The organism is Flexivirga caeni (genome assembly GCF_003724155.1).
Lineage (GTDB): Bacteria > Actinomycetota > Actinomycetes > Actinomycetales > Dermatophilaceae > Flexivirga > Flexivirga caeni.
In genome coordinates this window covers 113680-133050 of the sequence record NZ_RJJQ01000002.1, presented here as the reverse complement: position 1 = coordinate 133050, position 19371 = coordinate 113680, and the positions used below count along the sequence as shown (strand labels likewise).

Below are 19371 nucleotides of genomic sequence, written 5' to 3'. Positions count from 1 at the left end.
GCATCACCCGGGTTGGGACGCACGCACCAGCAACCGGGTGGAATGCGCGACGAACGGGCCGGACTCGCGGATCCGAGCGTCCAGGTCGAGCAGCCTCTCGGCATACCTCGGGGCGGTGAAGTCAGGCACCCACCACACGCACTTGCGCAGGATGTAGACGACCGCGCCGACGTCGCGAAACTCCATGCGACACCGGGCGGTTCGCAGGTCGTCGACGACCAGCCCGGCGCTCGCGGCCCCGTCCCGGTCATGCCGGGGATGGCGGCCGTCACGCACGTGCGCCGGCAGTGGACCGGTGAGCCACTCAATGAGCTCGAACGCCGACTCCGGGCCGACGTGCTGCGCCAGGTAGTGCCCACCGGGACTCAGCACACGCGCAATCTCCGGCCACGGGGTCCGGACCGGGTGACGGGAAGTCACCAGGTCGAAGCTGCCGTCCGCGAACGGCAGCGGATCGTCGACACCGATCTCAACTACTTGGACTCCCCTGGGCCCCAAACGTTTTCGCGCTTCAACCGCATTCGGGGGCCAGCCTTCGGTGACCGTCATGCGCGCGGGCAAGGTGGGTGCCGAGTCCACCACCTCTACCCCGCCGGTCTGCAGATCCAGCGCGCTGCGGGCATCCGCGAGGGCCGCGGCGAGCAGCCCGGCATACCCCCACGGCGGCCGCTCCTCGGTGGCGCGCCCGTCGAGCCAGGAGAAGTCCCAGCCCGAGACATCGACCGCTACCGCTTCTTCCACGAGTTCCCGAAAACTCCGCATGGGAGCTATCTTCCAAGTACCGTCAACCGGATTCACCAGCGCGGCGGCCCCGCCTTGCTCAGCTGGGCGTCGCGGGCACGGAAGGTCCGCACCGGACCCGGCACCGTGGTCGGGCCCTCGAAGCGCACGGTCACCCGGCCCAGACCACTGCCCCAGACCCACCCCGCACCGTGCACCTCGTGCTCGACGTCCTGGCCCGGCCACCACTGGGGCGGCCCCGTCGAGTATGCCGCGGGGCCGGGCGTGCGCCGGACGTCGCCAGCGGGTGTCGCCGGCACGTCCACCTCGGCAGCGTCCACCGGGATCGGCAACTCCTGCTCCGCGTCCTCGTCGAACCGCAGCTGCTCCTGTGCGTGTGTGCTCAGGCCGGACACGCCGACGCCGAGCAACCGCAACCCGCCGGAGACGTCCACGCCGGCGAGCAGCCGCCGCGCCACGTCGAGGATCGCGCCCGCGTCACCGGTCGGGTGCAGCAGGGTCTCCGACCGGGTCGAGGTTGCGAAATCGTGCTGTCTAACCTTGATCGTGACGGTGCGCGCGAACATGGCCGACTTTCCCAGCCGGGCCGCGGTGCGACGAGCGAGGCTCACGAGTTCTGCGTCCAGCACGGCGTGGTCGACGACATCCTGCTCGAACGTCTCCTCCGCGGACACGCTCTTCGCCTCGCGCTCGACCACGACCGGCCGATCATCCTGCGCACGCGCCAGCCGGTGCAGGCTCTCTCCGTGCGCCGACCCGAAGATGCTCACCAGGTCGGGCAGCTCCATCCGCTGCAGGTCGGCGACCGTCTCCACCCCGAACGACCGCAGCCGCGCCTCGGTCGCCGGACCGACCCCGCTGATCACCCGCACGGACATCGGCGCCAGCAACTCCAGCTCCCGCCCCGGAGGCACGACCACCAGGCCGGCCGGCTTCTCCAGGTCCGAGCAGATCTTGGCGAGCATCTTCGAGCTCCCGATGCCCGCGGATGCGGTCAAACCGCCTGTGGCGCGGGCGATTTCGGTTAGCAGCTCACGCGCGGCAGCACGCACGCCCTCCGGGGTCAGTTCGATGCCGTCGCTCGCGGCGAGGTCGACATACGCTTCGTCGACGCTGACCTGCTCCACCAGCGGCGAGGCCTCGTGCAGCAGGCCCATGACGATGCGGCTCGACGCGCGGTAGGCGTCACCGCGTGGGTAGAGGAAGGCGGTGCCGGGCGGGCAGCGCCGGCGCGCCTCGGCCGTCGGCATCGCCGACCGCGCGCCGAACTTGCGAGCCTCGTATGACGCGGTGGCGACCACCCCGCGCGCGCCGATTCCCCCGACGCACACGGGTTTGCCGCGCAGCGACGGCTTGTCGCGCTGCTCGACGGCGGCGAAGAATGCGTCGAGGTCCAGATGCATGATGCTGGCCGTGGAACGCACGGCGCCATTCTTCCGGACCGCTCTGACAGCCGCTCACTCGACGGTGAGTACGACCTTCACGTCGTCCGGCTGTGCCGCGAACGCGTCGGCATACCGCTCCATGGGCACCCGCCGGGTGATCATCCGCTGCAACCAGCCGAGATCTGCCGCGGCAAGCACCGCAGCACCGGTCTCGTAGTGCCGCAGGTTCGCATTGACCGATCCGACGGCAACGGCGTTGCCGAGCACCATCGCCCGATTGACGGGACCGAGATCGATCGTGACGTGCTCGCCCGGGTTGGACAGACCGGTGAGCACGGTGATCGCGTAGGGCTTCGGGTTCGACAGGACCGCCCGCACGACGGGCACCGCGCCGGTACCCTCGATGACCACGTCCGGGGCCAGCCGCTCCACCAGCTCGGCTGCGTCGCCGGCGTGGTAGGTCGCGCCCAGCATCCGGACCAGCTCGGGTTTCACGCCGCCGGCCATCCGGTCCAGCACGTGGACATCCAGGCCGCGCTGGGCGCCGATCAGCGCGGCCAGCAGCCCGACCGGCCCGGCGCCGGTGATCAGCACCGACTGCGGATCCGACCACGCTCGCGCACCGATGCGGTCGACCTGCTCCCACGCCTTCGCCACGATGGTCGTCGGCTCCAGCAGCATGCCGACCGGCTCCAGTCGCGGGTCGAGCCGAACCGCGTGATCGGACCGCACGCGCCACCGTTCGGCGGCGAAGCCGTGCAGTGACTTGATCCCGTGCTCGGTGTATTCGCCGTTGCGGCACATGTCCCACTCTCCGTGCGCGCATGCGCCGCACGGTCGCGGATCGGGCATCCGGACCACGCCGACGATCAGGTCGCCCGGTGCGAATCCACTGCCGTCGGGCGCGGTGCGCACCCGGCCGAGCGATTCGTGGCCGATCACCAGGCGTTCCGACCCGGCCGGTGCCCAGCCGTAGAGGCCCTCGGCCAGCTCACGGTCCGTGGCACATACGCCGACCGCCATACCGTCGACCAGAACGTCGCCCAGCGCATCGTCCGGTTCCGGAACGTCTTGCACAGCAAGGCTTCCGGCCTTGCCGGGTATGACGGTGAGAGCTCGCATGGCCGCGAAGCTACCCGACCTGGCCATCCGTTCGATGAACGTCCGGTGGCCGGCAAGCGCCGCGTCAGCCGCCGATGTTGCGGTGCAGCAGGAGCGGCAGCACGGCCTGCGCACCGGCATTCCGCAGTGCAGCGGCCGCGAGCGTCGTCACCCAGCCGGACGACGACTGGTCGACGACCAGCAGCACCACAGCTCCGGCGACCTCCGGTGGCGCAGCCGCGGCGAACGCATCACGCCAGCAGGCGGCCTCGGTCGCGGACGTTGCATCCTCGGGCGTGCTCACCCCCACCTGCCAGATCGCGGTGGGCAGCCGACCTGCGCTGCCCAGCGCATCGACGACGCCGCCGACCAGTTGCGGGTGCCCAGTCGCACTGAGCCCGACGATCAGCGACGGGCGCTCGGCCCAGCCCCACCGGGCGAGAGTGCGCACGCACGCCTCGACCAGGTCGGGCGGCGGTGGCCCGTCCTGCCGCAACGCGCCGGTGAGCAGGTCGGCCCACTCGACGGCGTTCGCATGCACGATCACCCGCCCCTCGTCCGCCGCCTCGGCGGGCGGGATCCGGCCGCGCCGCCCGAACCTGCCGCCGGGCCACATCTTGCGTGGATCGAGCACGTGCTGCTCGGTGCGCAGCACCCGCCTGACACCGGCGATCGTCTCCGGCTGCGCTCCTGCACCCAGTGGCTCGGGCAGGGCGCCCAAGCAGACCGAGCACCGCCCGCACGGAGCGGCCTGCGGGTCGTCCAGCGACTCCTGCAACAGCTGCATCAGGCACTGCTCGCCACCGGTATAGCGCCGCATGATGTCCGCCTCGCGACGTCGCACGGCGAGCACTCCGTCGTAGTGATCCTGGTCGAACTTCCAGGTCCGGCCGGTGGCGCGCCAGCCGTCCGGCGAACGCTCGGTCACTCCGTCGACCGCGAGCTGCTTGAGCAGCAGCTCCACTTTGGTGCGCCGCAGCCCGGTCTCGGCCTCGAGCTGTGGCACCGACATGGTGTCTTCGGCAGTGCCGAGCGTGTCCAGCAGCCGGCGCACCTCCCGCTCCTTCGGGATCGTCGCTGTCGCGAAGTAGTCCCACACGCCGTCGTCGCCCGCCGACGGCAGCAACGCGACCAGCGCGTGGTCGATGGCCCGTCCGGCACGGCCGACCTGCTGGTAGCAGGACACCGGCGACGGCGGCGCCCCCACGTGTATGACGAATCCCAGGTCCGGCTTGTCGTAGCCCATGCCGAGTGCCGACGTCGCGACCAGCGCCTTCACCCGGTTGGCGCGCAAGTCCTCCTCGAGTGCCTCGCGACGATCGGAGTCGAGCTGACCGGTGTATGCCGCGACGGGCAGCTCGTCGCCATACCGGCTGCGGAGCGCCTCCGCGAGACGTTCAGCGTCGGCGACAGTGAGGGTGTAGACGATCCCGGACCCGGGCAGCCGCGGCAGGTGGTCGACAACCCATGCGAAGCGCTGCAACGGGTCGAGCTGCGGGAGCACCGCGAGTTGCAGGCTCGCCCGGGCCAGCGGGCCGCGCAGCACCAGCGTGCTGTCGCCGAACTGCGCGGCGATGTCGTCGACCACGCGGGCGTTGGCGGTCGCGGTGGTCGCGAGCACCGGGGTTTCGGGGTTGAGCCGGCGCAGCACGTCGGTGACCCTGCGGTAGTCGGGCCGGAAGTCATGGCCCCAGTCGGACACCGAGTGCGCTTCATCGACCACGACCAGTCCGAGTGCGCCGGTCAGCTGCTCCATGACGCGCGCACCGAATGTCGGATTGGCCAGCCGCTCCGGCGAGACGAGCAACACATCGATCTCCCCGGCCGCCAGTGCGGCCTCGATCTGCTGCCAGTCACCGATGTTCGAACTGTTCAGTGTGGCTGCGCGCAGCCCGGCCCGGGCGGCGGCGGCCACCTGATCGCGCATCAGCGACAGCAGCGGCGAGATCACCAGCGTCGGCCCGCGACCTTGCGCACGCAGCCAGGAGGTCGCAATCCAGTAGACCGCCGACTTGCCCCATCCGGTCGCCTGCACGACCAGCACCCGTGCACCGGGCTGCGTCAGTGCCTGCAGCGCCTCCAGCTGGCCGTCGCGCAGCCGGGCTCCTGGACCGGCCAGGACGCACAGGACCTCGTCGGCGGTGGTCTCGATGGTCGGTGCAGTCACGCTCGTCATGGTGTCAGTCTGTGGCTGGTCACTGACAACCCTCCGCACGCAGGGGCCTCTCAGGGCACGGCATACCGCGACTGACGCCGGTGCCACCGAGTGACGCAGTTGCACGTGCGTCACTCGGTGCGGATTGCGTCAGCCGGCATCCTCCGGCAGCGGCGCCGTGCCACCGAGCCGGGCCGGCAGATACTTCAGGTCGTCGCCGGTCAGCGGCTCGTAGGACTCCTGCACGGCGTGCAACATCGTCGCCATGCGCTCCCGCAGCGCTGCTGTCTCGGCCTCCACGTCCGCATCGGACGCAATAGCGAAGGGCGCGCCGACATCGATCCGGATCGGCACCTTGGGCCGCCACAGCTGCCGCGGCAGACCCTTGGTCCAGACACGCTGCGAACCCCACAACACCATCGGGATCACCGGCACGCCGGCTGCCTGCGCCATACGCACCGCACCGGACTTGAACGGCCGCAACTCGAACGACTGCGAGATGGTCGTCTCCGGGAACACGCCGATGAGTTCACCGGCGCGCAGCGCGTCGACCGCGGCATGATACGCGTCCGCTCCGGCGGAGCGATCGACCGGGATGTGTTTCATGCCACGCATCAACGGCCCGGAGAGCCGGTGCTCGAAGACGTCCTTCTTGGCCATGAACCGCACCAGCCGGCTGACGTCGAGCGCGGAATAGCCGGCGTAGGCGAAGTCGAAGTAGCCGATGTGGTTCATCGCGATTACCGCGCCGCCGGTGCGCGGAATGTGCTCCGAACCGGTCCGCTCGAACTTCAGCCCCTGCACGGCAAAGACACCTCGAGCGAAGGTGATGACGCCGGTGTAGATCGGTTCCATGGGCGAACCTTACCGATGGGTAGGTCTCGCGCCCGCCGGAATGCCGTGACCGGTTCCCGATGTTGCACGAGTCGTGACCGACACCGCCATACCCCTGTCCGTGCTCGACCTGTCCCCGATCTCCGCCGGGCGCACCGCGTCCGACGCGCTGCGCGAAACGATTGCGCTCGCGCAGGAGACTGAATCACTTGGCTACGAACGGTTCTGGGTCGCCGAGCACCACAATTTGCCCAGTGTGGCGAGCTCCTCGCCGGTCGTCATGATAACTGCAGTCGCCGCCGCGACCGAGCGCATCCGCGTGGGGGCGGGCGGGATCATGCTGCCCAACCATGCGCCGCTGCAGGTTGCGGAGACATTCCGGGTGCTGGAAGCCCTGTACCCAGGGCGCATCGACCTCGGCCTGGGTCGCGCGCCGGGCACCGACCAGCTGACCGCGTTCGCGCTGCGGCGCAGCAAGGAGGCGCTGATCGCCGACGACTTCCCGCAGCAGTTCGCCGAGTTGCGTGCGTATGTCGATGGCTTCCCCGACGACCACCCGTTCGCGCCGATCAGCGCCCAGCCGACCGACGTCCCGCTGCCGCCGGTCTGGATCCTCGGCTCCAGCATGTATGGCGCGCAGGCGGCCGGTCTCCTCGGCACCAACTTCGCCTTCGCCGGGCATTTCGGCAGCGTGGACCCCCGGGAGGCGTTCGACGCCTACCGCGCCTCGTTCCAGCCGAACGGCCGACCGGACTGCCCCAGCGAGCCGCACAGCATGCTCGCGGTGTCGGCCATCGCAGCCGAAACTCCTGAGCGCGCAACCGAACTCGACCTGGCGGCGTCCCTGTCCACTGTGCGGCTCCGGCAGAACCGGCCGGGACCGCTTCCTTCCCCGGAGGAAGCGCTGGCTCACGAATGGACTCCCGAGGAGCACGGTCTGGTCGAACGCCTCGGAAGGTTCGTCACGTCCGGCACCGGCCCCGAGGTGTATGCCGGCATTACCGCGCGAGCCACAGCGAGTGGCGCCGACGAACTGATGATCACCACGATGGTCCACGACGCGGCAGAGCGACGGGCGTCATACCGGCTGATCATGGCGGCGGCCCGCGCGTGACGCGAGTAGCGTGGCGTCATGGATCTGGAACGCCCCGAAGCACCTGACCCCTATTCGCTGTTGCCGCGGACTGCGGCCCTGACTGTCACCAGTGAGTCGTTCGCCGACGGCGACCCGTTGCCGGACGAACAGGTCTTCGACGACTGGGGATTCAGCGGCGGCAACACATCACCGCAACTGTCCTGGAGCGGTGCCCCGGAGGGCACGACCGGGTATGTCGTGACGTGTTTCGACCCGGACGCACCCACGCCGTCCGGTTTCTGGCACTGGCTGCTGCTCGGCATACCGGCTGACGTGACGTCCCTTCCCGCAGGGGCGGGCTCGGGCACTGACCTGCCGTCGGGCGCCTTCCATGTGCGCAACGACTTCGGCAACAAGGCGTATGGCGGTGCCGCGCCGCCCGCCGGCGACCGTCCCCATCGCTACATGTTCGCGGTGCACGCGGTGGGCGCTGACCTCGGTCTCGACGACTCAGCGAGCCCAGCTGTCGCCGCGTTCACCACGGGCGGCAATTTGCTCGCCCGCGGGGTGATCACCGCGATGTACCAGGCGAAATAGCCTGATATTCGCGAGGATTCACTCCTTCGCGTGCGGCGGCAGGTCGCGCACGGCCCGGTTGTCGGGCTCCGCGTCAGATGCGGCCGACGTGGGCGAATCCGCCTGCGTCGACTCGGTTTCGGGCGCCGGTGAGTCCTGCTCCGGCTCGGGCACCGGAGAGCCTCCATCCGGGCCCGTGCGTTCGACGTGCGGGTCTTCCTGCCGCGCAGCTTCCTCCACCGGGCGGTCGGTCGCGGGGTCGATCGGGCTGTCCCCCTCGCTGCCGGACGCGGTCCCTTCGATCCGGTTGCCGCGCCGGTCGGTGGGGGTATCCGGGTCGAGCCGGTCCGCCTTCCGCAGCAGTTCGGCCTGCTCGTGCTCGATCGCGGCGGCGGCGCTCTGCTCGAAGCGCGCCTCGTGTTCGAGTTCCTTCGCTCTCTTCGCCTGCTCCTCGGCGGCCGCGCGAGCTTCCTCCGCCTCGGCCGTCGCTCGTGCCGCGCGCTCTTTCGCCTCGGTCACGGTGGTCGCGTTGCCCTTGGCCTGACCGCGCAACTCCAGCGCCTCGGTGCGCCGCGCTGCGGTCCGGCGCCGCCCTTGCCAGACCGCGATGAGCGCGAGGATCGCGACCACCACCACGATCGCGAGGATGATCCACCAGGTGGTGCTGTCCATGATTCCTCCGGTCGGTCGTGAGCTGACCGTTACGAACCTACAGGGAGTCGACCGACGGCGGAACGTACTCGTGTTGCAGGTCGCTCACCGTCGCGATGTGGTCGAAGTCGTGGTCAGCCGCCAATACCTTCGCATGGTTCACGATCGCGTAGCCGGCAATGAGGATGTCCACCGCACCTGCAGCACGCACCAATCCGGAGTCCCACAGTGCGCCCTGCATATCGAGCACCAGCGATTCGTCCGGAGCTCGTTCCAGGGGAAACCCGAGCGACATCTGCGCTCGGTGGCGATCGTGTTCCTCAGGGGACCGGGCGCTGTGGCAGAACTCGAGAACCTGTGCCGGGCAAGTGACGAAAAGGTCGGACGGTGCACGCTCTATACGCCGCAGCCGAGCCACGATGCCCGCGTCGCCGGCGATTGCCCTTGCCCAGACAGAGTTGTCGACCAGGTAATCCGTCACGAAGCCGGCGGCGGGTAGGAGACGACGGGAGTCCCAAGCTCTTCGGGAAGATGGGTCAGGCCCAGAACGCCGTCGATCATCGCGCCCTTCTGCCGGGATGCAATCAAGCGACGTAGTGCCAGGTCGAGCACGGCACGATTCGACCTTTCGCCAGTCAACTCTCGCGCCCGCTCCAACAACGTCGGATCCAGGTCCACGCTGGTGACTACCATGACGATCTCCCTTCGCTATATATCTCATTATATAGCGAAGGGAGATGTTGTCGGCCCGCTCAGCCGTCCCCGCGGCGCCACCGTCGCGACTTCGGGACACCCCCACCCCGGATCCCCGTCCCGAAAGCCCGACCGTCGCGACTTCGGGACACCCCCACCCCGGATTCGCGTCCCGAAAGCGCGACCGTCGCGACTTCGGGACACCATCCACGCCGGCTTGTCACCGCGTTGCATAGAACGCGACCGCCGACGACGCGGCGATGTTCAGCGAGTCCACGCCGCCCGCCATCGGGATCGTGACCCGAGCATCGAGCAGCCGGTCGGCGGCCGCGGTCAGCCCGTGGCCCTCGGTGCCGAAGGCGAGCGCCAGCCGGGGATGGTCCTGCGCGACCAGGTCGTCCAGACTGATCGCGTCATCGGCCAGCGTCATACCGGCCACGACATACCCGGCCTCCTGCAGCACCGGGATGGCGCTCGGCCACGGCTCGATCCGGGTCCACGGCACCTGGAAGACCGTGCCCATCGACACGCGAATTGCCCTGCGATACATGGGATCCGCGCACCTCGGCGTGACCAGCACCGCGTCCACCCCGAGCGCCGCAGCCGACCGGAAGCACGCGCCGACGTTGGTGTGCTCGACCAGGTCCTCCAGCACTGCGATCCGGGAGCGCGGCCCATCACCGAACAGGTCGGCGTATGACGGCAGCACCGGCCGCTGCATCGACGCGAGCGCGCCCCGGTGCAAGTGAAATCCAGTCATTGCCTCGATGACGTCGTCGCTGCCGACATACACCGGGGTGCCGTCGGCGTCCGCCTGCGCGACCAGGTCCGCGAGGTCGGTCAGCCAGCGGCGGCCCATCAGGTAGGACCGCGGCACATGCCCGGCGCCGAGCGCCCGCCGGATGACCTTCTCGCTCTCGGCGAGATAGAGCCCCCGCTCCGGCTCCAGCCGCCGGCGCAGTGCGACATCGGTGAGCTTGAAGTAGTCGCGCACCCGTTCGTCGGCAGGATCGGTGATCTCGATGACTGGCACGAGCGAAGCCTAGACGGCGCTTCAACGTCGCCCGCGAAAGCTACGCTGCCGCAATGAACAAGCCCACCATCACCTGGCCGGCGTTGCAGGACCTGATGATCACGCCCCAGCCCGACCTGGTCGTGGAAGGTGTTGTCAGCACCGACGAGCGCGAACTCAGCTACGGAACGCTTTACGGCGAGGGTATGGCGCCACCGCTCACTCCGGTGGTCCTTGCCGACGATGACGGGCCGGCCACCCTGCACGTGCGCATCAAGGGGGCGCGCCGGCGACTCGACCGTCCGGACGGCCGGGTCCTCTTCATTCAGGACCGCGACCGGGCGCTGCAGTTCCACGACGACGAACCGAACCGGCCGGACCAGGGCGGGCCGTAGGTGAGCTTCGTCGGAACCGTCGACGACGTGTTCACGCGGACCGGCGACGTCGTGACCGAGGAGGAGCGGGCCGCCGCACAGTGGGCAGAGCACGAGGCCGACATGCGGTCACGCTCGGAGTGGTTCGAAGCGAACGCCGCGCCGCAGCCACTGACCGTGGAGCTCACCGTCACCGACGCCGTCCACGTGCACTGTTGGGAGGACGACGGCTCCTTCGACGGCAGCTTCTCCGCGCCGGCCATCTCGTTCAGCCGGCGCCCGCTGCATCGCCAGGACTTCGACGGTGCGGACGGAACCGCCTACGGATGGACCAGCGGCACATGGCGCTGGCGCATCACCACGTATGGCGCCACGCTCTCCCCCGCCGCACTCGCCTCGCTGCAGGAGCAGGTGCGCGCCATACCGGACCGCAGCTGACCGCCCTCAGATCATCGTCACGATGGCAACGACACCCACCACGACGATGAACGCACGCAGCAGCCACGGGGGCAGCTTGCGCCCCACCTTCGCGCCGACCAGGCCGCCGATCAGCGAGCCGATCGCGATGAGCAGCGCCACCCACCAGCGCACGTTGTGAAACGACACGATGATGAAAACCATTGCCGCGACGCCGTTCACGATGGTGCCGAGCACGTTCTTGATGCCATTGAGCCGCTGTAGGGAGTCCGGCAGCAGCGCGCTCAGCAGGCCCATCAGCAGCACGCCCTGCGCGGCACCGAAATAGCCGCCGTACACCCCGGCGAAAAAGACCCCGCCCGCCAGCGCGACCTTCCGGCCGGCCGATTCCGGTTGCGTGCCATCCGGGTGATGCGCGGCCATCCGTCGCTGCAGGCGCGGGCCGAACACGACCAGCAGGAGCCCGACCAGGATCAGCACCGGCACGATCGCCTTGAACGCGGACGGCGGCAGCCAGATCAGCAGCAGCGCCCCGACTACCGCGCCGAGTAACGACATCGGCGCGAGTTGCCGCAGCCGCTGCCGCCCGGCCGTGATCTCTCGACGGTAGCCCCACGACCCGGAGACGCCGCCGGCAACCAGACCGACCGTGTTGGAGATGTTTGCGGTCACTGCCGGATAGCCGAAGGCGAGCAGCGTGGGAAAGGTGATCAGAGTGCCCGACCCGACCACGGTGTTGATCGTGCCGGCGGCCACGCCGGCCAGCATGATCAAGAGGATGTGGGCCAGGGACATGACTGAGTCACCGTGCGGTCCGCAGACTGCTCAGCTCGCGGAGTGCCGACCACGCGGCTGCTGCACCGCGCGTGCCGCCCACCGGTCACCCACGCGTTCGAGAGTGAGCTCGAGTCCGAAGGTGGCGGAAAGGTTTCCGGCGGTGAGGGTCGCTTCGATGGGTCCGGCGGCGACCACCTTGCCGGCGCGCAGCAACAGCACATCGGTGAAACCCGGCGGGATCTCCTCGACGTGGTGGGTCACCAGCACCAGCGCCGGCGATTCGATGTCCTCGGCGATGTCACCGAGGCGCACCACCAGGTCCTCCCGGCCGCCCAGGTCCAGCCCTGCCGCCGGTTCGTCGAGCAGCATTAGCTCCGGGTCGGTCATCAGTGCACGGGCGATCTGCACCCGTTTGCGCTCGCCCTCGCTGAGCGTGCCGAACCGCCGGTCGGCCAGGTGACCGGCGCCGAGGGCACTCAGCAGCTCCCGAGCGCGTCCGTGGTCGAGGTCGTCATACCGCTCCCGCCACCGGCCGACCATGCCGTATGCCGCCGTCACGACCACGTCGGCCACTATCTCGCCATTCGGGATGCGCTCGGCGATCGAGGCCGACGCCAGTCCGATCCGTGGACGCAATTCGAAGACGTCGACCGTGCCGAGCACCTCGCTCAGCACACCGACCACACCGCTGGTGGGGTGCATCCGCGCGGCGGCGAGCTGCAGCAGCGTGGTCTTTCCGGCGCCGTTCGGCCCGAGGACAACCCAGCGTTCGCCCTCCTCGACATCCCAGGTGACGTCGTCCAGCAGTCGCTTGCCACCGCGGACAACGCTCACGCCCGCGAGGGCCAGCACGTCACTCATACGACAGACCTTACGGCGTGGCAGCAACGCCGTGGGCGACCGGTCAGCGGTCGGCCACGACGCCCGGCATACCCTGCCTGCATGTCCGAGCTGCCTGCCGCCGTGCGCCTGAGCCTGTGGGTGACCGCTGCGTGGGCCGGTCACCTTGATCTGACCGAGGCTGTGCGCCGCGCACTTCCCGATGCCGACGAACTCACCGGAGACACCGAGCAGCTGGCGATGTGGCAAGACCTCGGCGAACGCGTGCTGGCCTGCGCCCTCCCCCGCGCCGGAGACCTCACCGGTATGCCGCGGGGAAACCCCGAACTCACCGCTGCTGCAAGCGATTCCGGTGAGTGCGTCTTCGTCCCGGCCATCGGCGGCGCGCTGGTCCCGACCGTCGAGCTCTTCGGCCCGGCCGGCGATCAGGGTATGACGGTGCGCCTCACGGCATACGACTGCGAACCCACTCCCGCGCACCGCCTCGAGGAGTTGCACGAGTCGCAGATCGAGCGGGAGCTGCGGGCCCGATTGGCACAGGCAGCGACCACGCTCGAGGGTCTGGACATCCGGCCGTTCGCCGGGTCCGGCCTGCGCGCCCAGGCCGACGAGGTGGCGACGCTGCGCGAGTGGGGGCTGCCCTCCGGGCTCCCCGGTCGCGCGATCCGGGTGCTGCAGACTGCCGGAACTGTTGGCGCCGCAGTCGATTTCGCGCTCGGTCACTCACACGCGGTCAATGCGGCAGCCGACGCCGGGCGGCAGCGGGCGCTGCGCGAGTTGCAGGCCGCCACCGACCAGGCGCTCGCCCGCGCGACCACCGCCGCGGCGTTGCATCTCGCGGGGATGCGCGCCGACGGCTGAGGCGGCTCGGGTCTCGTGCCTCGATACGCCTCGCCTAGGGAAACGCTGACTTATTGACCGCGTGGGGCGCTGCTGGCTGGGAGAATCGGGGCATGCCTGGTCGTGTTGTGCAGCAGCCGAGTTTCGCGGATGTGGAGTATGGGAACCGTCGTCGTCGGACCCGGCGGGATGAGTTCTTGGCGATGATGGATGAGGTGATCCCGTGGGATGAGTGGACGGGGTTGATCGTGCCGTTCTATCCCACGACCGGGCGGCGTGGCCGGCAACCAGTCCCGGCCGAGACGATGTTGCGGATGTACTTGCTGCAAGCATGGTTCTCGTTGTCGGATGAGGGCACCGAGGACGCGATCTACGACTCGTACGCGTTCCGCACGTTCCTGGGGTTGGACTTCACGACCGCCCAGGTGCCGGATGCGACCACGTTGTTGCATTTCCGGCACCTGATCGAGAAGCACGACCTGGGAGCGGCGTTCCTGGACGCCCAAACGAGGTTCTTCGAGGCGAATGGGTGGATCATGCGCGGTGGGTCGGTGATCGACGCGACGATCATCAACGCCCCCAGTTCGACGAAAAATGCTGCCGGTGCGCGGGATCCGGAAATGCACCAGACTGCCAAGGGGAACCAGTGGTTCTTCGGGATGAAGGCGCATACCGGGGTGGATGCGGGTACCGGGTACGTGCACACCGTGACGGTGACCGCAGCCAATGACGGGGATGTGACGCAGGCAGCGCACCTGGTGCGCGGCGATGACGAGGTGGTGTACGCCGACTCGGGGTACACCGGTGTGCACAAACGCCCGGAGGTGGTCGGCGACGAGCACTTGGCCAGGGTCCAGTGGCGGGTCGGCGCACGGAAGTCCACGGTGAAGCAGATGCACCCGCACGACCAGCACCTGGAATCGCGGAAGGCGTCGGTGCGAGCGAAGGTCGAGCACCCGTACCTGATCGTCAAACGCGACTTCGGGTTCACCAAGACCCGGTACCGCGGGCTGGCCAAGAACCACAACCTGCTCAACGTGCTCTTCACCTCAGCGAACCTGCTGATGCGTGCCCGAGCGGTCCGGATAGCCGGGGTGCCTGGGCGGTAGCCTGCCCAAAACCGGGCCGAACGGCCCGCGAAACCCGGGTCACCGGCCAAAACCACGCAGTATCAGCACGATTCAACGCCGACCGATCGAGTGGCACCCCACCCCTGCACCGACGTTGCCGTTAGATCAGCGCTTCCCTAGCGGCTCGGCTACTCGACCAGCGCCCGGTAGAGGTCCTGGATGCGGCGGGCGATGGTCTCCCAACCGAACTCCCGCACGGCACGCTCCCGCCCCGCAGCACCACGCCGCCGCGCCTCCTGCGCGTCACTCGTCGCCGCGGTCAGCGTCGTCGCCAGGTCGGCGACGAAGCGATCCGGGTCTTTCGGTGTGCCGGTGCCGTCGGTGACCTGGTCGATCGGCACGAGCCAGCCGGTCACGCCGTCATCGACCACCTCGGGGATGCCACCGGTCGCGGTGCCCACGACCGGACACCCGCAGGCCATGGCCTCCAGGTTGACGATGCCGAGCGGCTCGTAGACCGACGGGCAGACGAAAACCGTTGCCGCAGAAAGCAATGCAATGACCTCGGCGCGCGGCAGCATGTCGGGGAGCCAGGTTACGCCGGAGCGCGTCTCGCGCAGCCCGGCGACCAGGCCCTCGACCTCCTGCAGGATCTCGGGCGTGTCCGGGGCACCGGCACACAGCACCAGCTGCACCTCCGGCGGCAGCTCGGCCGCCGCGCGCAGCAGGTAGGGCAGGCCCTTTTGCCGGGTGATCCGCCCGACGAAGATGACGCTCGGCCGGTCGGGCTCGACGCAATGCCGGCGCACGATGGCTGTCGCGTCGTCACCGGTGTCCCGGTGCCACAGCTGCGAATCGATGCCGTTGTGCACCACGTGCACCTTCCCCGGGTCGAGGTCCGGGTAGCTGGCCAGCACGTCCTTGCGCATCCCGTGACTCACCGCAATCACGGCGGCGGCACCGTCATACGCCGTCCGTTCGATGTATGACGACAACCGGTATCCGCCGCCCAGCTGTTCGGCCTTCCACGGCCGCATCGGCTCCAGGCTGTGCGCGGTGACCACGTGCGGCACACCGTGCAGCAACGACGCGACGTGCCCGGCGAAGTTCGCATACCACGTGTGCGAGTGCACGATGTCGGCTCCCGCGCAGTCGGCGGCGATGCGCAGGTCCACTCCCATCGTCTGCAGCGCGGCGTTCGCGTCTCGCAATTCGGGCAGATCCGGATACCCGGTCGTGCCCGCTTCCTCCACGGGGCGGCCGAAGGCACGCACCTGCACATCGTCGCCGAGGCCTCGCAAGGCGCGCACCAGCTCGGCAACGTGCACTCCGGCGCCGCCGTAGATGTTCGGCGGATATTCCTTGGTCAGCAGATCGACTCTCACACCGACTGACGCTAGCGCCTTTCCGACCTCTAAGGTCTGTGTATGGCGCGACGCAACGGTCCTTCTGTCCTGGCAATCGTTCTCGCTGGCGGCGAGGGCAAGCGACTCATGCCGCTCACGGCCGACCGCGCGAAACCGGCGGTGCCGTTCGGCGGCATCTACCGGCTGATCGATTTCGCCCTGTCCAACATCGCGAACAGCGGCTACCTGAAAATGGTCGTGCTGACGCAGTACAAGTCGCACAGTCTCGACCGGCACATCACTAAGACGTGGCGGATGTCGACGCTGCTCGGCAACTACGTCGCGCCGGTGCCCGCCCAGCAGCGGGTGGGCAAGCAATGGTTCGCCGGGTCCGCCGACGCGATCTATCAGAGCCTCAACCTGATCCACGACGAGAAGCCGGACATCGTGGTCGTCGCCGGTGCCGACCACGTCTACCGCATGGACTTCGCCCAGATGGTGGACCAGCACATCGAGTCCGGCGCCCGGGCGAGCGTCGCCGCGATCCGCCAGCCGATCGAGCTGGCCGACCAGTTCGGCGTCATCGAGCTCGCCGACGGTGCCGGCCAGAAGATCAGCGCGTTCCGTGAAAAGCCTTCGGACCCGGTCGGTCTCGCCGACTCCCCAGGCGAGGTCCTCGCGTCCATGGGCAACTACGTCTTCGACACCGACGCGCTCGTCGAGGCCGTGGTGGCCGACGCTGAGGACGACGACAGCAAGCACGACATGGGCGGCAACATCATCCCGGCGTTCGTCGAGCGCGGCGAGGCACATGCCTACGACTTCCGCGACAACGTCATTCCCGGCGCGACCGAGCGGGACTTCGGCTACTGGCGAGACGTGGGGACCATCGACTCCTTCTACGACTCACACATGGACCTGGTCTCGATCCACCCGATCTTCAATCTCTACAACTACGCCTGGCCGATCCGCACCAGCGACGCCGGGCTGCCCCCGGCCAAGTTCGTGCACGGCGCCTCCGACCGCAGCGGCATGGCGACCGGATCGATGATCTCCCCGGGGTGCATCGTCAGTGGGGCGCTGATCGGCAACTCGGTGCTCTCGCCGAACGTGCGCACCCACTCCTTCGCCCAGGTCGACGACTCGATCCTGATGGACAATGTCGACGTCGGGCGCTACTGCCGGATTCGCCGCGCGATCATCGACAAGGACGTACGGGTGCCGGAGGGTGCCAGCATCGGCCTCAACGCCGACGACGATCGGGCGCGTGGCTTCACCGTGACCGACTCGGGCATCACCGTGGTCGGCAAGGGTGCGGTCATCACCGCGTGAATTCGCCTGGCACGCAGCATGACTCGCCATACCCGACCGTCCTGATCACCCTCGTCGGCACGGATCGGCCGGGCGTCAGCGCAGATCTGCTCGCGGTTGCCGCGCAGTCGGGCTCGCACGTGCTCGACCTCGAGCAGGCGGTCGTGCGCGGCCGCCTGCTGCTGACCGCGCTGCTGCAGCCGACCGGCCCGGCGGACGAGCTCTCCGGCGCGATCGACCAACTGGCTGACCGGCACGGGCTGAACGCGAGTGTCGAGCCCGGTCACGGTGACAACCCGTCCCGCCGCACCGGCCGCGCGTCGGTCGTCGTGCTCGGCAGTCCGCTGGGTGCGGACGACCTCGCCGAGGTCACCGCCGCCATCGGGCGCCAGGGCGCGAACATCGACCGCATCCGCCGGTTGTCGCGCGACCCGGTCACGACCATCGAGTTCGATCTGTCGGGCGCCGACGTGCCGTCGCTGCGCCGCACACTGGCGCTCATCGCGGCCGAACGCAGCCTCGACCTGGCCGTCGCCCCGGGCGGTCTCGCCCGGCGCGGCAAGCGGCTGCTCGTGATGGACGTCGACAGCACGCTGATCCAGGACGAGGTGATCGAACTGCTCGCCGCCCACGCCGGACGCGAGCGGGAAGTCGCGGAAGTGACCGAGCGCGCCATGCGCGGCGAACTCGACTTCGCGGCCAGCCTGCGCGAGCGGGTGGGCTGTCTGGCCGGCCTGGACGTGTCCGTCTTCGGCGAGGTGCGGCGTGCCGTGCGCCTCACCCCGGGCGCCCGCACCCTGGTGCGCACCGTGCAGCGGCTCGGGTATGCGGTCGCGGTCGTCTCCGGTGGTTTCCTGGAGATCGTCGGCCCGCTCGCCACCGATCTCGGCATCGACCACGCGCACGCCAACCGGCTCGAAGTGCGCGACGGGCGCCTGACCGGGCGAGTTGACGGCGAGATCGTGGACCGGGCCGGAAAAGCCTTGGCACTACGGCGTTTTGCCGACGCAGAAAACCTGCCGCTGTCGCGCACCGTTGCCATCGGCGACGGCGCGAACGACCTGGACATGCTGGCCGCAGCAGGCCTTGGCATCGCGTTCAACGCCAAGCCGGTCGTGCGCGACCAGGCGGACGCGAGTGTCAGCGTCCCCTATCTGGACACGGTGCTGTTCATGCTCGGCATCTCCCGCGACGAGGTCGACGAAGCCGACCGGGTTGCGGCCGGCGGTGACGCGACGGGCCATGAGACGTCCCGCGCAGCCGGCGCAGCTTCCCTAGACTCACCCCATGCCTGAACCTGCGACCCGATCCCTCCTGATCATCGGCGGCGCGGAGGACAAGGTCGGCCGGGTCACGATCCTGCGGCGCTTCGTGCGCCTCGCCGGCGGTCGAAAATCGCGGATCGTCGTCATACCGACCGCATCCTCGGTGCCCGACGAGGTCGTCGAGGTCTACTCGACCGTCTTCTCCCGCCTCGGGGCACCGCAGATCGACGCCGTCAATCCGCCCGACCGCGCGCACAGCAGCGACGCCGGCCTGGTGGCGCTGATCGACCAGGCGACGGGCGTGTTCCTCTCCGGCGGCAACCAGTTGCGGCTCAGCCAGCTCATCGTCGGCACGCCGCTGGGAGCCGCGATCCTGCGGGCATATGAACGTGGCGCGGTCATCGCCGGCACGTCCGCCGGTGCGTCCATCATGAGCCAGTTCATGATCTCCATGGGCGACGAGGGCGTCACCCCACGGCAGCGGTCCAGCCAGCTGACCGCAGGCCTCGGGCTGTTGCCGGGCGTCATCGTCGACCAGCACTTCGACCAGCGGGCGCGCTATGGGCGGCTGCTGTCCCTCGTCGCCTCTTCCCCGAGCCTGCTCGGCATGGGCATCGACGAGGACACTGCCGCGGAGATCACCGACGGCACCGAGCTGACCGTGGTCGGCTCAGGCGCGGTCTTCGTGGTCGACGCACGCACCGCGGTCACCGACGCGCACGAGGCCGAGCGCGACGCCCCGCTGCTGGTCACGGGCGCGATCGTGCACACGCTGCCGTTCGGCGCGACCTTCGACCTGGAGACGGCGACGCTGACCGACTTCGACGAGAAGTATGCCGACCTGGCGGTCTCCACCAGCAGAGACCGGCACGACACGGCGACCGCCGCTGCGGCGCTGCGCCGCTGAC

Annotated in this window: 21 protein-coding genes; 9 read left to right on the top strand and 12 right to left on the bottom strand. The window is 69.3% G+C overall.

Going from position 1 to position 19371, the window contains the following annotated elements:
- Nucleotides 1-3: 3 nt before the first annotated feature.
- The 5 genes from EFY87_RS02990 to EFY87_RS02970 all read right to left on the bottom strand — a co-directional run bounded on the left by EFY87_RS02990 (nt 4) and on the right by EFY87_RS02970 (nt 6237).
- Entirely contained in the window at nt 4-762 is a 759-nt protein-coding gene (locus EFY87_RS02990) for a methyltransferase domain-containing protein (protein WP_123269979.1), read from the bottom strand.
- A 32-nt stretch (nt 763-794) separates the two neighbouring features.
- On the bottom strand, nt 795-2165 hold the full coding sequence (locus tag EFY87_RS02985) for a DNA polymerase IV (protein WP_123269978.1): 1371 nt from the start codon (nt 2163-2165) through the stop codon (nt 795-797).
- Nucleotides 2166-2198: 33 nt separating this feature from the next.
- Nucleotides 2199-3248: a glucose 1-dehydrogenase gene (locus EFY87_RS02980; RefSeq protein WP_123269977.1), complete on the bottom strand. Its 1050-nt coding sequence runs from the start codon at nt 3246-3248 to the stop codon at nt 2199-2201.
- A gap of 64 nt (nt 3249-3312) precedes the next feature.
- Nucleotides 3313-5403, bottom strand: a complete 2091-nt coding sequence (locus EFY87_RS02975; protein WP_123269976.1) for a RecQ family ATP-dependent DNA helicase — start codon at nt 5401-5403, stop codon at nt 3313-3315.
- Between the two features lie 129 nt (nt 5404-5532).
- On the bottom strand, nt 5533-6237 hold the full coding sequence (locus tag EFY87_RS02970; RefSeq protein ID WP_123269975.1) for a lysophospholipid acyltransferase family protein: 705 nt from the start codon (nt 6235-6237) through the stop codon (nt 5533-5535).
- 73 nt (nt 6238-6310) lie between these two features.
- Here EFY87_RS02970 and EFY87_RS02965 point away from each other — a divergent pair, with 73 nt between their 5' ends.
- Both EFY87_RS02965 and EFY87_RS02960 read left to right on the top strand, forming a co-directional pair.
- Entirely contained in the window at nt 6311-7330 is a 1020-nt protein-coding gene (locus EFY87_RS02965) for an LLM class flavin-dependent oxidoreductase (RefSeq protein ID WP_220093474.1), read from the top strand.
- A gap of 18 nt (nt 7331-7348) precedes the next feature.
- On the top strand, nt 7349-7888 hold the full coding sequence (locus EFY87_RS02960; protein WP_123269974.1) for a YbhB/YbcL family Raf kinase inhibitor-like protein: 540 nt from the start codon (nt 7349-7351) through the stop codon (nt 7886-7888).
- Between the two features lie 18 nt (nt 7889-7906).
- Here the strand turns inward: EFY87_RS02960 and EFY87_RS02955 are convergent, their stop codons facing one another.
- The 4 genes from EFY87_RS02955 to EFY87_RS02940 form a co-directional block, all read right to left on the bottom strand.
- Nucleotides 7907-8539 carry a hypothetical protein gene (locus EFY87_RS02955; RefSeq protein ID WP_123269973.1) on the bottom strand — a complete coding sequence of 211 codons (633 nt, stop codon included), beginning with the start codon at nt 8537-8539 and terminating at the stop codon, nt 7907-7909.
- Nucleotides 8540-8576: 37 nt separating this feature from the next.
- Nucleotides 8577-8999 (bottom strand): PIN domain-containing protein, encoded by a 423-nt coding sequence (locus tag EFY87_RS02950; protein WP_123269972.1) that lies wholly within the window; start codon nt 8997-8999, stop codon nt 8577-8579.
- On the bottom strand, nt 8996-9211 hold the full coding sequence (locus EFY87_RS02945; protein WP_123269971.1) for a type II toxin-antitoxin system VapB family antitoxin: 216 nt from the start codon (nt 9209-9211) through the stop codon (nt 8996-8998). Before EFY87_RS02945 ends, EFY87_RS02950 begins: the two co-directional genes overlap by 4 nt.
- 220 nt (nt 9212-9431) lie before the next feature.
- Nucleotides 9432-10244, bottom strand: coding sequence for a TrmH family RNA methyltransferase (locus tag EFY87_RS02940; protein ID WP_123269970.1), 813 nt, complete (start codon nt 10242-10244; stop codon nt 9432-9434).
- Between the two features lie 53 nt (nt 10245-10297).
- On the opposite strand from EFY87_RS02940, the gene EFY87_RS02935 reads away from it, so the two are divergent.
- Together EFY87_RS02935 and EFY87_RS02930 are read left to right on the top strand one after the other, a co-directional pair.
- Nucleotides 10298-10618 carry a hypothetical protein gene (locus tag EFY87_RS02935; RefSeq protein WP_123269969.1) on the top strand — a complete coding sequence of 107 codons (321 nt, stop codon included), beginning with the start codon at nt 10298-10300 and terminating at the stop codon, nt 10616-10618.
- Nucleotides 10619-11035: a hypothetical protein gene (locus tag EFY87_RS02930; RefSeq protein ID WP_123269968.1), complete on the top strand. Its 417-nt coding sequence runs from the start codon at nt 10619-10621 to the stop codon at nt 11033-11035. It begins immediately after the preceding gene.
- 6 nt (nt 11036-11041) lie between these two features.
- On the opposite strand, the gene EFY87_RS02925 is transcribed toward EFY87_RS02930, so the two are convergent.
- Nucleotides 11042-11809 (bottom strand): sulfite exporter TauE/SafE family protein, encoded by a 768-nt coding sequence (locus tag EFY87_RS02925; RefSeq protein WP_123269967.1) that lies wholly within the window; start codon nt 11807-11809, stop codon nt 11042-11044.
- Nucleotides 11810-11839: 30 nt separating this feature from the next.
- Nucleotides 11840-12652 (bottom strand): ABC transporter ATP-binding protein, encoded by an 813-nt coding sequence (locus EFY87_RS02920; RefSeq protein WP_123269966.1) that lies wholly within the window; start codon nt 12650-12652, stop codon nt 11840-11842.
- 81 nt (nt 12653-12733) lie between these two features.
- Here EFY87_RS02920 and EFY87_RS02915 point away from each other — a divergent pair, with 81 nt between their 5' ends.
- Nucleotides 12734-13492, top strand: a complete 759-nt coding sequence (locus EFY87_RS02915) for a hypothetical protein (protein WP_123269965.1) — start codon at nt 12734-12736, stop codon at nt 13490-13492.
- Nucleotides 13493-13584: 92 nt separating this feature from the next.
- A complete protein-coding gene (locus EFY87_RS02910) occupies nt 13585-14580 on the top strand; it encodes an IS5 family transposase (RefSeq protein WP_123269964.1) in 996 nt (331 codons plus the stop codon).
- Between the two features lie 149 nt (nt 14581-14729).
- Here the strand turns inward: EFY87_RS02910 and glgA are convergent, their stop codons facing one another.
- Entirely contained in the window at nt 14730-15926 is a 1197-nt protein-coding gene (gene glgA / locus EFY87_RS02905; protein WP_123269963.1) for a glycogen synthase, read from the bottom strand.
- Nucleotides 15927-15968: 42 nt separating this feature from the next.
- On the opposite strand from glgA, the gene glgC reads away from it, so the two are divergent.
- Genes glgC through EFY87_RS02890 form a run of 3 tightly spaced genes read left to right on the top strand, consistent with a single transcriptional unit; the run spans nt 15969 to nt 19370 of the window.
- Nucleotides 15969-17219, top strand: a complete 1251-nt coding sequence (gene glgC, locus EFY87_RS02900; RefSeq protein WP_123269962.1) for a glucose-1-phosphate adenylyltransferase — start codon at nt 15969-15971, stop codon at nt 17217-17219.
- Nucleotides 17216-18493 (top strand): phosphoserine phosphatase SerB, encoded by a 1278-nt coding sequence (gene serB / locus EFY87_RS02895; RefSeq protein ID WP_123269961.1) that lies wholly within the window; start codon nt 17216-17218, stop codon nt 18491-18493. The genes glgC and serB overlap by 4 nt, the downstream gene beginning before the upstream one ends.
- The gene (locus EFY87_RS02890; protein ID WP_123269960.1) at nt 18486-19370 is read left to right on the top strand and encodes a cyanophycinase; all 885 of its coding nucleotides are present in this window, start codon (nt 18486-18488) and stop codon (nt 19368-19370) included. The genes serB and EFY87_RS02890 overlap by 8 nt, the downstream gene beginning before the upstream one ends.
- Nucleotide 19371 lies beyond the last annotated feature (1 nt).

Excerpts from the sequence above, each read along its gene's own strand:
- EFY87_RS02990 (WP_123269979.1), bottom strand. The coding sequence starts at position 762 with ATGCGGAGTTTTCGGGAACTCGTGGAAGAAGCGGTAGCGGTCGATGTC.
- EFY87_RS02980 (WP_123269977.1), bottom strand. The coding sequence starts at position 3,248 with ATGCGAGCTCTCACCGTCATACCCGGCAAGGCCGGAAGCCTTGCTGTG.
- EFY87_RS02975 (WP_123269976.1), bottom strand. The coding sequence starts at position 5,403 with ATGACGAGCGTGACTGCACCGACCATCGAGACCACCGCCGACGAGGTC.
- EFY87_RS02970 (WP_123269975.1), bottom strand. The coding sequence starts at position 6,237 with ATGGAACCGATCTACACCGGCGTCATCACCTTCGCTCGAGGTGTCTTT.
- EFY87_RS02960 (WP_123269974.1), top strand. The coding sequence starts at position 7,349 with ATGGATCTGGAACGCCCCGAAGCACCTGACCCCTATTCGCTGTTGCCG.
- EFY87_RS02955 (WP_123269973.1), bottom strand. The coding sequence starts at position 8,539 with ATGGACAGCACCACCTGGTGGATCATCCTCGCGATCGTGGTGGTGGTC.
- EFY87_RS02945 (WP_123269971.1), bottom strand. The coding sequence starts at position 9,211 with ATGGTAGTCACCAGCGTGGACCTGGATCCGACGTTGTTGGAGCGGGCG.
- EFY87_RS02935 (WP_123269969.1), top strand. The coding sequence starts at position 10,298 with ATGAACAAGCCCACCATCACCTGGCCGGCGTTGCAGGACCTGATGATC.
- EFY87_RS02925 (WP_123269967.1), bottom strand. The coding sequence starts at position 11,809 with ATGTCCCTGGCCCACATCCTCTTGATCATGCTGGCCGGCGTGGCCGCC.
- EFY87_RS02920 (WP_123269966.1), bottom strand. The coding sequence starts at position 12,652 with ATGAGTGACGTGCTGGCCCTCGCGGGCGTGAGCGTTGTCCGCGGTGGC.
- EFY87_RS02915 (WP_123269965.1), top strand. The coding sequence starts at position 12,734 with ATGTCCGAGCTGCCTGCCGCCGTGCGCCTGAGCCTGTGGGTGACCGCT.
- EFY87_RS02910 (WP_123269964.1), top strand. The coding sequence starts at position 13,585 with ATGCCTGGTCGTGTTGTGCAGCAGCCGAGTTTCGCGGATGTGGAGTAT.
- glgC (WP_123269962.1), top strand. The coding sequence starts at position 15,969 with ATGGCGCGACGCAACGGTCCTTCTGTCCTGGCAATCGTTCTCGCTGGC.
- EFY87_RS02890 (WP_123269960.1), top strand. The coding sequence starts at position 18,486 with ATGCCTGAACCTGCGACCCGATCCCTCCTGATCATCGGCGGCGCGGAG.